The organism is Paenibacillus polymyxa M1, from assembly GCF_000237325.1.
In the GTDB taxonomy this organism is placed as follows: Bacteria; Bacillota; Bacilli; order Paenibacillales; family Paenibacillaceae; genus Paenibacillus; species Paenibacillus polymyxa_C.
Genome location: NC_017542.1, coordinates 48,766 through 62,452, shown reverse-complemented (window position 1 = coordinate 62,452; position 13,687 = coordinate 48,766). Strand labels below are relative to the sequence as shown.

The window sequence follows — 13,687 nt, the reverse complement described above, 5'->3', positions numbered from 1 at the left end:
CGTTCCTTTGTCTGTCAAATCACGTTAGCAATAATCTTCCATATTTAAAAAAGCTCCGGAAAACCAATAGGATCTGGTTCCCCGAAGCTTACATATATGCTTATTCAACTATCCATCAGATGATCAGGTTGTTGTCGGTGGAGTACCACCGGAATTGCCTGAATTGTTATCATCCTCTGGCTTTTTCAGATTAGGGATATCGTTTGGTTGATCCGTTGTATTCTTAGGTTCGTCATCCTTACCTTGAATACGTACACGAACATCTCCGATATTATCGATCACAGGTTCACCGTTTTCTGGTGTTCCTTCTCCCTCATTCGTATTGCCGTCCAAAGAACCTGTCTCGATCAAACGTTTGATTTGTTCAAGTTCCAGGGTTTCTTCTTCCAGCAATGTTTGAGCGATCAAATGAACCTCTTTGGAATACTTCGTCAAGAGTTCTCTAGCACGCTCATAAGAGTCAGTGATGAAGCGATTCATCTCCTGGTCAATCTGATAAGCGATCTGATCACTGTAGTTCTGCTCATGACCGATATCGCGTCCAAGGAATACTTGACCTTGGGAAGTTCCAAACTGCATCGGGCCAAGCTTCTCACTCATACCGTATTCCACGATCATACTACGCGCAATGCTTGTCGCTTGCTGGAAGTCACTATAAGCCCCTGTTCCGATCTCACCAATAAACAGCTCCTCGGAAACACGTCCACCCAGCAATCCAGTGATTTTGTCCAGCAATTCCTGCTTGGTTGTCAGCATGCGGTCTTCCTTCGGAAGCATGATGACATATCCGCCTGCACGTCCACGTGGAATAATAGTTACCTTGTGAACCATATCGGCATTCTCTAGGAAGTAACCGATAATCGTATGCCCTGCTTCATGATAAGCAACAATTCGTTTCTCGCGGTCACTGATTACGCGGCTGCGTTTTTCAGTACCTACGATAACGCGGTCGATCGCCTCATCTACTTCTCGCATCGAAATATCTCTGCGGTTGCGACGAGCGGCCAGCAAGGCAGCCTCGTTCAACAGGTTTTCCAGATCAGCGCCCGTAAAGCCTGTTGTACGCTTCGCGATAACGTCCAATTTAACATCCTTCGTTAATGGTTTGTTGCGTGCATGTACATGCAATACTGCTTCGCGACCTTTAACATCTGGACGGTCAACCGTAATTTGACGGTCAAAACGCCCTGGACGAAGCAAGGCCGGATCTAGAATATCCGGACGGTTAGTAGCAGCAACGATAATGATGCCTTCGTTTGCGCCGAATCCATCCATCTCTACGAGCAATTGGTTGAGCGTTTGCTCACGTTCATCATGTCCGCCACCCAATCCGGCGCCACGTTGACGTCCAACGGCATCAATTTCATCAATGAAAATGATACAAGGTGCGTTCTTCTTCGCATTCTCGAACAAGTCACGAACACGGGAAGCACCGACCCCTACGAACATTTCTACAAAATCAGAACCCGAGATACTGAAAAACGGCACTCCGGCCTCACCTGCAACAGCTCTCGCCAAGAGTGTTTTACCCGTACCTGGAGGGCCTACTAACAAAACCCCTTTTGGAATACGAGCACCCACAGCTGCGAACTTGCGTGGGTCCTTCAAGAATTCTACGACTTCGACAAGCTCCTGTTTCTCTTCGTCAGCCCCTGCTACGTCTTCGAAGGTAACTTTCTTCTTCTCTTCGTTATACAGACGGGCTTTGCTCTTGCCGAAGTTCATTACTTTGCCGCCACCGCCCTGTGCCTGATTAAACAGGAAGAAGAACAACAGGAACATGATCACCAAAGGAATGATAGAAGTCAAAAATGTCAGCCAAATGCTTTCGCCTTCCATTTTCTTCTGCACGTATTCAAACCCGTTCGTTTCGCTGGCATTCACCAGTTCACTTAGTGCTTGATCCGTTGGCGGAACGTATACGGAAAAATTGGTTGATTTAGCATTAGCCGGCTGCTTCTTATATGCACCGGTTACAAGATAGGCGTAACCGTCAAATTGGACCGTTACTTTAGAGATGTTATTAGCTTTAACCTCTTGCCGTAATTGGTCATATCTAGGGAGATCGGAGGCTTCGTTACTGTTGCTAACAAACTGAACGATACCCACCACAACTAAAAAAAGAATCAAATAAAAACCAGAATTCCGGATGAACCGATTCATCCCCTACCTCCTCTCGAGACACTTAAGTTATTTTACCATAGCCTGTAAGCCCTTCTCAACAAAGGACCCTATTTAGTCCTAGGACTGGAGGCTGAGATTAGCTGGTGTAGATTTCCGGCTTCAAAATCCCTATGTATGGGAGGTTCCGGTAATGCTCGGCATAGTCCAGACCATAGCCGACAACAAACGCATCCGGAAGTGTAAATCCGGTGTAATCAGCTTCAAGATTAACGGTCCGGCGTGCAGGCTTGTCGAACAAAGTTACGACACATACCGAATTGGCATTACGATTCTTAAGCAATTCAATCAAATGTGTCAGCGTCAGACCACTGTCGATAATATCTTCGACAATCAGAACATCGCGTCCTTCCACTGAAGCGTCCAAATCTTTGATGATTTTAACAACGCCTGATGATTTGGTGGATACTCCATAACTAGATACAGCCATGAAATCAAGTTCCAACGGCACTGTAATGGATTTAACCAAATCCGCCATAAAGATAAACGCACCCTTCAGCACGCAAATCACCAATGGATTTTTTCCTTCATATTTCACGCTAAGCTGTGCGCCCAATTCCTTGATTTTACTCTGAATCTCTTCTTCACTGATCAATACTTCCTGAATATCATTTTGCAACGGTGTAAACCTCCTAAGTTTATACTATGAAAGCCGTTCCTGCGCAATTACTGGTGCCCCGGACTCTCTCGTCTTTGCCATGACATATATATAACCGAAGACGTGTGCTTTTGCACCGCAGCATGTACAGAACGTCGTACGCCCGGAATCCAGAGAACAACTCCAGAGTGGTCGCAGACGATCGGAATAACGGAACGCATTAAAGGAGGTATTTTTTCATCAATAAAAATATCTTTAACCTTTTTTCTTCCGTTTAATCCCATTACATACATGGTATCTCCAGGTAATCGCGAACGTACAGTCAACGGCAAAGTCAATTCGTCTGCGTCGAACCATGCTTCTTCCTCATTCGCCGGATGGTGTCCATCCCAATAGGAAGCTCTTCGCCACCGAAGTATACCACCCGCTTCAGGCAACTCCAGCTCACCGGAAATAGGCAATACGCTCAGTCCATAGCTCCATTCACCCATAACGACTTGCGTACGGTCAAACAAAACCGCCTGGTCATATTCGCGGACTCCAACCGCACCGCCGCCCAAGTCCAAGCTCCACGTAGAAGATGTCTCTTGGAGAAGTCTTAGTCGAACGGTCTCAATTTTACGAAAATCAAAATTTTCACTGCCCGAAGGCAGATAATTTAATATTAGTTTAATCAACCTCCGTTGTAAAGCAACGGATAGCTTACGATATGAAGCGATGGAAAACATGTACCTGCCATTATTGAAGTGCACCATTTTCTCATATGCTGACAGTGTAGCTGCCTCCATAAAATCATTTTCGTCAGCCATCGTTTCGGCCAGCCGATTCAGGGATGGTGTCAGTTGCTCATTATATTGCCCCAAAAAAGGGAGCACATCCATGCGGATAGCATTACGACGGTATTTAGACGATAAATTAGTGCTGTCTGTCACATAGGAAAAACCATGAAAGTTGCAGTACTCAATCAAGTCAGCCTTGTACATACGAAGTAGCGGGCGAATGAGTTGCACATTTTTTTCATTTCGTGCTAAACGCATACCCGCCAAACCCGCCGGTCCGCTACCGCGCAGCAAGTGCAAGAGAACTGTTTCCGCTTGATCATCGCCATGGTGAGCCATAGCAATATGTTGTGCCTTCCACTTCGTAGCCGTATCATGTAAAAAGCTGTACCGTAGCTCACGGGCGGCTTCCTGTGGACCCTTACCGCTCTCCTTCATATAAGCGGGTGCATCCACCCGAATCATTTCAAATGGAAGCTTGAGCTTTCGGGCAATATTGTGTACCTCTTCAGCCTCCGCATCCGATTCCTCTGGCCTGAAGCCATGATGAACATGAGCGCAGACGAGTTGTAATGGCATATGTATAACGGATATTTCATGTAAAATGTGCAAAAGGGCCACCGAATCCGGTCCACCGGATACAGCAACCACAATGCGGTCTCCGGGGCTCCACAGTGAATGTTCTCGCGCCAAAGCGAGTACTTCCTGTACAACACCGGTCGGTTTTGTTGTTCCCATTTACGACCCTCTTTTCTCCCGACCGTAAAAATGATGATCCTCTGTTATCTTATGTAAGTCATGCTGCTACCTTAACGCAATCCAGAGCGCTCCGGCAAGCAGCAAAAGCGATACCGTAAAAGCATATCCCAGCCAGCGTGGATTTCCCCTTTTGACAGATGATTGCCTGACATGTGCGGAAGCCAGACGCGACCAAGCTCGGGCCGCTGCACGAGTATCGGAATATTCTCCACGCACTGCACCCAGCAGCCATTCGGCGTAGGGGCGCAATATACGGCTGCGACGAATAATGACTGTCAATTCTGCCGTATTACGTAGCTGTGGTAGCCTGCTCGCAGCTGCCTTTAACGATTCGCTCTCTAATATATGAATCGTTAGAAGAGCAAAGGCAAACAGGTCATACTGGGGATCAGCATTTCGGCTACCAGCATTCCAGAATCCCCTGTCGTACCATTCTGTAAATTGTTTAACACTCCGACCTGCAAGGGACACCCCGCCATAATCAATCAACTCAGCCTCTCCATAGGCATTGACCAATATATTTTGAGGCTTCAGGTCGCCAAACACCCATCCTGCCTGATGGAGATCGGCCAAACGATTCAGTATGCCGGTTCCAGCCACACCATACCACTCAGACCCTTTGGCTGCCACAAATTTATGAAGCGGATCTCCTTTGACGTATCGCATAACATAAAAGGGGATCTCCCCACTACGTAACACTACATCATCCACCTCAAACAAGAAGGAAGGATTTCCATTACGCTGGAGGGCAGCCTGAGTCCCTTGAGACTGTAATGTGGTCAGCACATTAATCTCCGATTGCAGATCAAGCGTGTTCTTTCCCATTTTGAGAGCAAATTGCCGATCGGCCTGTGCTTCTTTTACCAAATATACAGTTCCGTTCGCTCCCCGGCCCAGCAAGCGCTGGATGACATAGCTACTCCGCTTCCACTTGCCCTTGATGACCGTTCCGGGTGCAAGAACGGGATCAGACGACGTAGTCACCGAGCATCCCTTCTCCTTTGCTATAGGATTCTTCCAGATCTTTCTGTTCCCCTAGTGTAACATATCGGTAATAATCAATCACTTGTAAAATGGCCGGTCCTGTCGGTGTCGCTCCTTTCATCCGCAAGCGTCCGAATATCGATTTGATCTGGTCAAGCTCAGAGGTCCACCCGATATCCATGACTGCGTCTTCTCCCATTCGTCCGCCCGGGAAATGAAATACAGATATACGGCTGAGTCCGCTTCTGGACTGTAAGCTGAGCAGCAAATCGCGGATACTGTCCTCTACAGCAGGTAGCTTGGGCTTCATGCTTGCACTTGCATCAATGAGTAAAGCAATTTCCAGAGGGCTTGTTTCTGTCAATTCATCCATTACCTCAACTACCTGGGCTCGTTTGGCCGGAGGCAGTTCACCGATATGCCGGGCACCGCCCTCACCCAAAATGTGCGTTAACTCTCTATTAACCGCCTGCTGAATCGTTTGAACCACTGTTTTGCGCGTCATCATCTGCATGGTTTGCGCTAACTGCTTCGTACCGACGATTTGGCTAAACCCTCCCCCTGCTTTAGCAATTTCCTGAATCTCTGCGCTCCCAAGCTCGCCGATGGTTCCGTAGTCTATGACTCCAGCGACGTTCACTGTAATTCCCTCCCGTAAAGCTTGGGCAGCCGCCATAACTGGGCTAACACCTACGTTAGAGCATCCATCTGTAATGATCAAAATTTGCTTCATCGCTTTTTGACCTCCGCTTCCTCTTAATCTATTCCGATAGATTCTATCTTTGCCTAATCCGGAACGATTCAAACGAAGGATGCGGATTTTTAAAAATGTATAAGGAATTTCCCGGGCAATGTCAGTCTAGCTCACCGTCCGTGGACGTTCTAACCACCTCATGCCGGGTACATGGAGAGTTGCCCACTCTGGGTGAAAGTGGTCTATTTTACTAACAACTACAGTCATATCATCATAGATTTGATTTTGTTGGTATCGAATAACCCGTTCTAGCAAACAGTCAGCCAATTGCTGTGGATCTTCACTTTCAATTTCCTGAATCATGCGTTTCATCCATATCTCTTTATTGACTGCATAACCCGGTGAATCGTATATACCGTCTGTAATCATAATGAGAATATCCCCCGGCTGGAGTTGCAGCGAAACCAAATCAACTTCGATATCCTGTATAATGCCAATCGGTAAATTGCTGGCAGATACGGGAATGACCTCCTCCCCTCTTTTAATAAAGCTCGGTGTAGATCCAATCTTCATAAAGGTTGTCCGGGCCGTATACTGATCAATCAGCGCCATATCCACCGTAGCATACATTTCCTCAGGTGATCGCAGCATCAGGACAGAGTTAACCGACTTGATCGCCAATTTTTCGTCCATACCCGATTGCAGTAGTTCTTCCAAAATGTTAAGTGCTGCACTGCTCTCTTGCTGCGCACGCTCTCCGTTCCCCATACCATCGCTTAAAGAGACTGCGAAAGTCCCATTCCCTAGCTCCATCATGCTGTAGCTGTCTCCTGAGAAGAAATCGCCTCCTTTGGCGGCACTAGCTACTCCTGTAGCAATCTCATATGTTTTAGCAGAGCCGAACATGACTGTAGCCAAGCCTTGGCGGCGATCTGCCGCCGTTTCGCGCATGACAGCTATATGCTCGTCTAGTATGTCCGACAGCAGTGGAGCAATAATTTTCCGACATTCATCAAATCCCCTTGTATAGGCGTGGACAATCTCAATTTCAACCTGGCCTGCATCCAGGCTAATAATTTCGATGGATTGGATGGACAAGCCCAGTCTATCAAGAGCCTCTCGGATTTGCTCTTCCTGCCGATGCATGGTCTGCCCTTCCCGCTGAATTTCCCGCGCTAAATCCTCCATAATTTGCGATACACCGGATAGCTGGTCAGCAACAAGCTGACGACTATCGTATACTTGGCGCTTCCACTGCATATTATGCTGGTAGAGACTATACTGCTGTTTCATTACCTGCAGGACAGCGCCCGTTTTGGCACATGCCTTGCTCCATTGCGGCGGCATCTGCTCTGGCTCTAAATCAGGATTGTCCTCAATGGCACTCATCATTTCCGTCATATACTGATGGGTTTGCATAAACTTGCCGTCCCAACACTGCTCGCACTTAAAGCAAGAGGCACATGTTCCTTCCGCCACCGCATTCATAAAGTGTTCGATTTCTCCGTCCGATTTTGCTCCCTCACTCGCAGATATCTGATGGAAACTGCGGGACAGCTGGCTGAATACACGGGAAAATTTCGTCACCCGCTCGGCGGTGAGATCACGAACCCTTTTGGCATATTCATGCTGTGACTTGGCGTGATCCTGCGTACCAGGGACATAGGTAGAAACCGCTTTAAAGAAACTTTTTGGAGTCATTAAAAATAATAGGATTGCCGCGCAGCTCTCCCAGGTTGATGTCAGCACGTCTCCAGTCCCATCCAGATAGATCGTCAAAATGGAAGAGCCTAGCAGCATACCAAGGGCTACTGCACCTTTTCTCCCTTCACGCAGCATCCCTGCCAGCAAACCTGCAAAAGCAAGTAGACTCATCTGCACAATTGCAGACATATTGGCCAGGCTCAAAATTAAACCGGTAATCACACCGACCGAAGCACCCAGGGAAGCACCTCCCACCAAAGCAAACACCAAGACCAAGTATCGTGAAAGTACATGATCGACAGACAGTGAATGAACGGTCCATCCTACTGCTCCCGTCATCACAGAGGCTAATAGAATAATAAGACACAAAATTTCTTCATTTTTGAGCTGGCTTGCCTTCTTGCGGTACGTAAACAGCGGTATGGCCTGGGTGAACACCAATGTAAGCATAAAACTGAGTACCGCATCCGTTCCCACAATGACAAGCTCATACCATGTAAAAGCCGGAGCCATCACGGCGTTAAATAAATTGACCATAAACACAGACAAGAAGACCATAAGCGGGGCATAGGATAATTCCAGACGATCGAAGGTGCGTAGCCCGCGATACAGGAGATAAAATACGATTAACTCACCACCAATCATGAATAACGATGGGTAAGGAGCTAACAGGCTGCCTAGCACAACGGATACAGCTACAGGCAGCATCAGATCACGCCGAAGGAACGTAATGACCGCAAAATAAGCGAGGGCAAAAGGAGAAAGCTCGTCCAAAATAGTGGCGCGTCCCAATAAAACTCCCATAGCTGACAATAGCAGCATCCATCTTTGCGCGGTTACCCATTGCACTACTTTATGTGAATTGAGCCGTTTCTTGAGTCTGGAAGGCCAACCTTCCGTACGCTCTTTGGATTTGGACTTTCTAGATTTTAACCCCGGAAAATGTACCACGTTCCATTTCTCCATCATGCGTCAGGCACCCCATTCATCAATTTGATGTTCCCATCTTAAACCGGAACGATTGAGAAAGTTTGTCAGAACCTCACGTCTTATTCCAAGAAATTTCCGACAAAAAAACGTGCCGCGCGAAAGGACAGAGCATTCCCCTGTACTTCAAGCTACGCCCGTATGGAAGCAGATGGAAGTTGTCTCTCTCTACGCTTTGGGCGACCTCTCTATGTCAGTCATCCTGATACCAAATCTAGCGATTTGCACAGAAGATAGACGGAAAACCGTTGGAGTTTGTCGGACGATTATGTCCACACGACAAAAAAAACATCCAACATTTCAGTAGATGCTTCTTCTCTTCTTCATAAAACTACTAGTCTTAAAAATGTGCCCGTACAACTCCACCCAAACATATTGCCCGTAGCCACGGCTTGTCGCATCTCTTGTCGGTAGAACGCAAAAAAACCGTAGCAGTCTTTCGACTGTACGGTTTTCCGTGTATGGTTGATACGGTTGTCAAAGTGAATTAAACACGCTTCGCGCCGCGTCCTCCGCGTTTACCTTCGGTGTTCTTTTTCAGCGACGAAATGCGTTCCTCACTATCTTTCAGGAAGCGTGACATTTTATCCTCAAATGAAGGTTTACCCGGTGCAGGCTTGAAAGAACGGCCTCCACGATCGCGGTTGAAACCACCACCGCGTCCCTGACTTGGACCTGAACCTCCGCCGCCAAAACGGTCTCCTCCGCCTGGTCCTCCTGTACGCTCCGGTCTTGGAGCTCTTGGGGGACGGGCTTCACTTGCCGGCTTATCAATCGTTTGCTTAATGGAAAGTCCGATTTTGCCATCTTTGTCAACATTAATGACTTTCACCGTCACAACATCATTAATCTTCAGGTGGTCGTTAACATCCTTAACATAATTATCGGCGATTTCCGAGATGTGAACGAGACCCGTGACACCTCCAGACAAATCCACAAATGCTCCAAAATGCGTGATGCCTGTCACTTTGCCCTCTAACTTGGTGCCCACTTCAATTGCCATAGAATAAAATGATCCTCCCTTAAAATATACAACCGATTTTTTTGCAAAAAAATCCCGCTGTGGTGATTTGATTATACAAAATGGCGGAACCAAGGTCAACTAAGCATTGGCCCGATAATGATTCTATTTTTGATCTCCGATGATTGGTGTCTCTTCCGGTTTGTAAAGACCGTACTTGCTTCTAGCAATCTCTCCAATGTACTCAGGGTCCTTGAGACGATTCACTTCGGTTTGAAGCTGTTGTTCCGTTTGTGTAGCAGCTTGCTTCTGTTTTTCCTTCTGGGTGAGCTGTTCACTTCGATCGGCCATGATCATACCTTGAGAAAAAAAGGTGAATATGGCCCAACTACCAAAGGCGGCAAGCGATAGCAACCAAATCATGATTCGCCTGCGCCCGCCCGCATTGGACTTGGACGTAGGAGATGAATGGCGATCTACAGACGAATTACGCATGATACTACCCCCTTCCAAACCATCTTTTTGCTGTATTTTTCAGTCTGATACCCAGCTTTACGAGCGGATCTGGCGTCTTCCAACGCGCTATAAGCGGACGGATCGACCAAAGGATCGGCTTCCAAACCGGCATCAGGATGTATATCAGCATCCTTCCTAGGAGCACAATAAGTGCCCATGTCCATCCGACCAGCTTGCGTAACAGCCGATACAGCGCTAACACCGGAAGAACAATCAGGATGCGCAGTATGCTGTTCACGATCAACGTCAGTCTGCGAACGATCTCTATTAACATTACCACAAAACGTTGGGTTGTAACACTAAAGGCCCAAAAATAGAGCCAAACCCCCAAAAGTAGTCCTAAAAAGACATAAAACCGCAGCTCACCGCGATTACTCGCGTACAGCACACGGAAAATAAACAAAGCCGAGGCCACCCAATACAGCACGTCCAACAAATGAACACTCCAACGGGCAAAATGAAAGCGGATTGACAGCACCCGGTAGCTGTCAAATACCACTCCCATGGTTATGCCCGACAATAGCATCCACGTCAATGTCAGCCATTGTGTGTAAGGGTTCATTTGAAGAGCTTGCCGAATAGGCTTTTTCCGTTTTTGGCCGGGGCCCCAGGCTCCAGGTAGACGAGGGAAGTAATCAGACCTTCAATGGACAGTAGCCCCTCTTCCAGACTGAGGTTTTTGATATGTAAATGTTGTCCGCGAATGGTGAGATGGCCCAGCTCGGTCTGAAGCAAAAACTCTTCACTGTCAAAGCTCTCCACATTGCTGACGCCTGAAATGTCGAGCTGCTTACGGCTTTGCATGCGCAGATCATGGTGCTTGGACTTCCCTTGTTCAATCATGGCATGTACCCCTCCTTCTGTTCTTAGCTTATGAAGGGATGGGCATGATTTAGAACCGCTTTGGCTATTCACGAGCATATATTAGACAATTAGACAAAAGCTCCTCATATAAAAAAAAAGCATTCCTTCGTACAATATGAAGGAATGCTTCTATGTACAACGTTATGAGAAAATCAGATGTCTGCTTACCAGTTCAAACCGTTGTCCCTGGCAATAGGCTCTTCCTTTACCAAAGTGTACATACTTGCAGCCTCGTCCTTGCGTGTAGTGTCGGCGAGCCGTTCCACTCGCACGGTCACCAGCTTCTGGCCAAATTGGACGGTAATTTCATCGCCTACTTTGACCGCACTGCTCGGCTTGGCTTCGCGTCCATTCACCACGACTCTCCCTTGTTCAGAGACGTCCTTAGCTACTGTACGACGCTTAATCAGCCGCGAGACTTTCAAGAATTTATCAAGACGCATTAGTTAACGGCTTCTTTAAGCTTATTACCAGCTTTAAAAGCAGGAACGGTCGATTCTGGAATTTCAATCGTGTTGCCGGTTTGTGGATTGCGGCCTGTACGGCTGGAACGTTTGCGCGTTTCGAAAGTACCAAAGCCGATCAGTTGTACTTTGTCACCACTAGCAAGTGCATCTGTAATTTCACCAAGAACGCCATTCAATACAGCTTCAACGTCACGTTTGCTCAAACCGCTTTTGCTGGAAATATTGTTGATCAGATCTGTCTTGTTCATAAGATAAAAGCCTCCTAAATGTCAAAAAATAATCATCACGCTACATGTCCTTAAATGGAGCATACGTGAGGTCCAACTGTGGCCGAAGCCCTTCCTGAATACCACTGTAACGTGTTCAACTATTAGCTACAGTTATTTTCAGAATTACTACAAGTTATTCTGGCTTGTCCTTAAAAATCCTGCAATGACAGGCGTTTTTTATTCGACCCCAGTTAAGCCAACATCCTACTACAAAACTCTGCCCATTGGCAAGTCTGCTCAAGCCGGGCGTATTTTCAACCCTGCATATGACTCATTTTACTGTCCAATACAGCCAAAGATCAAATCTATGGAATCAATCTCTGTCAAGAAGCTTTTTCGCTTCCTGCCAGTAGGTCTCCATTTCATCTACACTGCTGTCCTCAGGACGACGCCCCTGCTCGCGTAGTTTCTGCTCAATATACTGGAAGCGGCTCACAAATTTGCGATTAGTGGCTGACAGCGCCTCCTCCGGATCTACATCCATGAACCGGGCCGCATTCACGGCAACAAATAGAACATCCCCCAACTCCAGCAACTGAGCTTCCATGGAATGCCCTTCACGAACCGCTTCCTTCAACTCAGCCACTTCTTCGTCCAATTTATCAAATACGCCTTCAATGCTATCCCAGTTAAAGCCTACTTTAGCTGCCTTCTTCTGGAGCTTATACGATTTCATAAGAGCAGGCAGATCACGGGGAACCCCATCCAGTACGGAAGGATTGGCTGCCGCCGTACCTTTTAGCCGTTTTTCCTCTGCCTTCATCTGTTCCCAATTTTGCAGCGCCTCTTCCGCATCATTGGCTTGATTGTCACCGAATACATGCGGATGACGGAAAATAAGCTTATCGTTCAGTCCCTGGATCACATCATACACATTGAAGGTTCCGACTTCCTCCTCCATTTGGGCATGCAGCAAAATTTGCAACAACAGATCGCCAAGCTCTTCCTTCATATGCTCAGGATCATCCTCATCTATGGTTTCAATGACCTCATACGTTTCCTCGATCAGATTTTTGCGGATCGATTGATGTGTCTGTTCACGATCCCATGGACAGCCTTCCGGACTGCGCAAAATATCGACAATCTCATGTAGACGGTCAAAAGAACGCCGTTTCAGGGCCTCATCTTCACTACGAGGTATGTATACCAAGGATAGGTTCCCATAGCCCTCTACTCGATCCAGCTCGTACAGCGGCACCTTGTGGACTGCTTCCTCACCTTCTACCCCAAGCGCGTGGCCGACATACACCTCATAATCGTCAGGATACCGCTCCATCAAACATAGCTTCACATCGGAAGCCGTAAAGGTGTCATATACCTGTCCGATCAGCGTATGCAACTGAGGCTGGAGCCAGCTGGCATCAAGTGTACCTGCATCCAACAGCTGAAAACCCTCAATCGGATCAAAACCAAGACGCACAAAAGCCTCATCCAGAAAACTTTCTCCACCCAAAATGTTTAGTTCAATCCCTTGCGCAGGGCAACGCTCCTTGAGCAACTGCACCGCTGCTTCCGCCACCATCGGGTGACCGGGAACTGCATAGACGATTTCACTCCCGTCTGCCGCCTTAGCAACCTTTTCCATCAGTTGACTGGTAATTTCCTCATATACCTCTGGAAAAGAATCCTTTGTCTCATATACCGCATCAAACGACTCAAAAGCCACCTCAAACTCATCCAGCACTCGAACCGCCGGATGTTCCTTGGTTCGCAGATAGAGCGCTGAAGCGCCCCGCATTTTGTTCAATATCCCTATCGTAAGCTGATCAGGATCTCCCGAGCCCAGACCTACGATCGTTAATGTTACGCTCATATCCAATCCTCCGTTCCGCAAAAGCAGGATGCATGCTCCGAAAAAACACCCGGCACAGCCCAGCTTCCGCTTCCTTTGCTTTGGCATTTACTATACCACAAAGTGGTATAG

13 protein-coding genes are annotated in these 13,687 nt (G+C 47.4%); all 13 read right to left on the bottom strand.

From position 1 onward, the window contains the following. Positions 1-123: 123 nt before the first annotated feature. The gene (gene ftsH, locus PPM_RS00290; RefSeq protein WP_013368694.1) at positions 124-2,163 is read right to left on the bottom strand and encodes an ATP-dependent zinc metalloprotease FtsH; all 2,040 of its coding nucleotides are present in this window, start codon (positions 2,161-2,163) and stop codon (positions 124-126) included. A gap of 97 nt (positions 2,164-2,260) precedes the next feature. Continuing rightward, positions 2,261-2,800: a hypoxanthine phosphoribosyltransferase gene (gene hpt, locus PPM_RS00285; RefSeq protein ID WP_013368693.1), complete on the bottom strand. Its 540-nt coding sequence runs from the start codon at positions 2,798-2,800 to the stop codon at positions 2,261-2,263. Between the two features lie 47 nt (positions 2,801-2,847). Next, on the bottom strand, positions 2,848-4,296 hold the full coding sequence (gene tilS, locus PPM_RS00280; protein ID WP_013368692.1) for a tRNA lysidine(34) synthetase TilS: 1,449 nt from the start codon (positions 4,294-4,296) through the stop codon (positions 2,848-2,850). 66 nt (positions 4,297-4,362) lie between these two features. Next, positions 4,363-5,301 carry a protein kinase domain-containing protein gene (locus PPM_RS00275; protein ID WP_013368691.1) on the bottom strand — a complete coding sequence of 313 codons (939 nt, stop codon included), beginning with the start codon at positions 5,299-5,301 and terminating at the stop codon, positions 4,363-4,365. After that, positions 5,285-6,034, bottom strand: coding sequence for a vWA domain-containing protein (locus PPM_RS00270; RefSeq protein WP_013368690.1), 750 nt, complete (start codon positions 6,032-6,034; stop codon positions 5,285-5,287). Before PPM_RS00270 ends, PPM_RS00275 begins: the two co-directional genes overlap by 17 nt. A 126-nt stretch (positions 6,035-6,160) precedes the next feature. Beyond that, entirely contained in the window at positions 6,161-8,668 is a 2,508-nt protein-coding gene (spoIIE, locus tag PPM_RS00265; protein ID WP_013368689.1) for a stage II sporulation protein E, read from the bottom strand. A 505-nt stretch (positions 8,669-9,173) separates the two neighbouring features. Then, positions 9,174-9,689 (bottom strand): S1 domain-containing RNA-binding protein, encoded by a 516-nt coding sequence (locus PPM_RS00260; protein WP_013368688.1) that lies wholly within the window; start codon positions 9,687-9,689, stop codon positions 9,174-9,176. A gap of 123 nt (positions 9,690-9,812) precedes the next feature. Beyond that, complete coding sequence (locus PPM_RS00255) at positions 9,813-10,142, bottom strand: FtsB family cell division protein (RefSeq protein ID WP_013368687.1); 330 nt, start codon at positions 10,140-10,142, stop codon at positions 9,813-9,815. Positions 10,143-10,146: 4 nt separating this feature from the next. Then, entirely contained in the window at positions 10,147-10,725 is a 579-nt protein-coding gene (yabQ, locus tag PPM_RS00250; protein ID WP_013368686.1) for a spore cortex biosynthesis protein YabQ, read from the bottom strand. Then, complete coding sequence (gene yabP, locus PPM_RS00245) at positions 10,722-11,006, bottom strand: sporulation protein YabP (protein ID WP_013368685.1); 285 nt, start codon at positions 11,004-11,006, stop codon at positions 10,722-10,724. Before yabP ends, yabQ begins: the two co-directional genes overlap by 4 nt. A gap of 185 nt (positions 11,007-11,191) precedes the next feature. Next, positions 11,192-11,470 carry an RNA-binding S4 domain-containing protein gene (locus PPM_RS00240; protein ID WP_014599342.1) on the bottom strand — a complete coding sequence of 93 codons (279 nt, stop codon included), beginning with the start codon at positions 11,468-11,470 and terminating at the stop codon, positions 11,192-11,194. Beyond that, a complete protein-coding gene (locus PPM_RS00235; RefSeq protein WP_007428028.1) occupies positions 11,470-11,742 on the bottom strand; it encodes an HU family DNA-binding protein in 273 nt (90 codons plus the stop codon). The genes PPM_RS00240 and PPM_RS00235 overlap by 1 nt, the downstream gene beginning before the upstream one ends. Before the next feature lie 334 nt (positions 11,743-12,076). Beyond that, positions 12,077-13,576, bottom strand: coding sequence for a nucleoside triphosphate pyrophosphohydrolase (gene mazG / locus PPM_RS00230; RefSeq protein ID WP_013368683.1), 1,500 nt, complete (start codon positions 13,574-13,576; stop codon positions 12,077-12,079). Positions 13,577-13,687 lie beyond the last annotated feature (111 nt).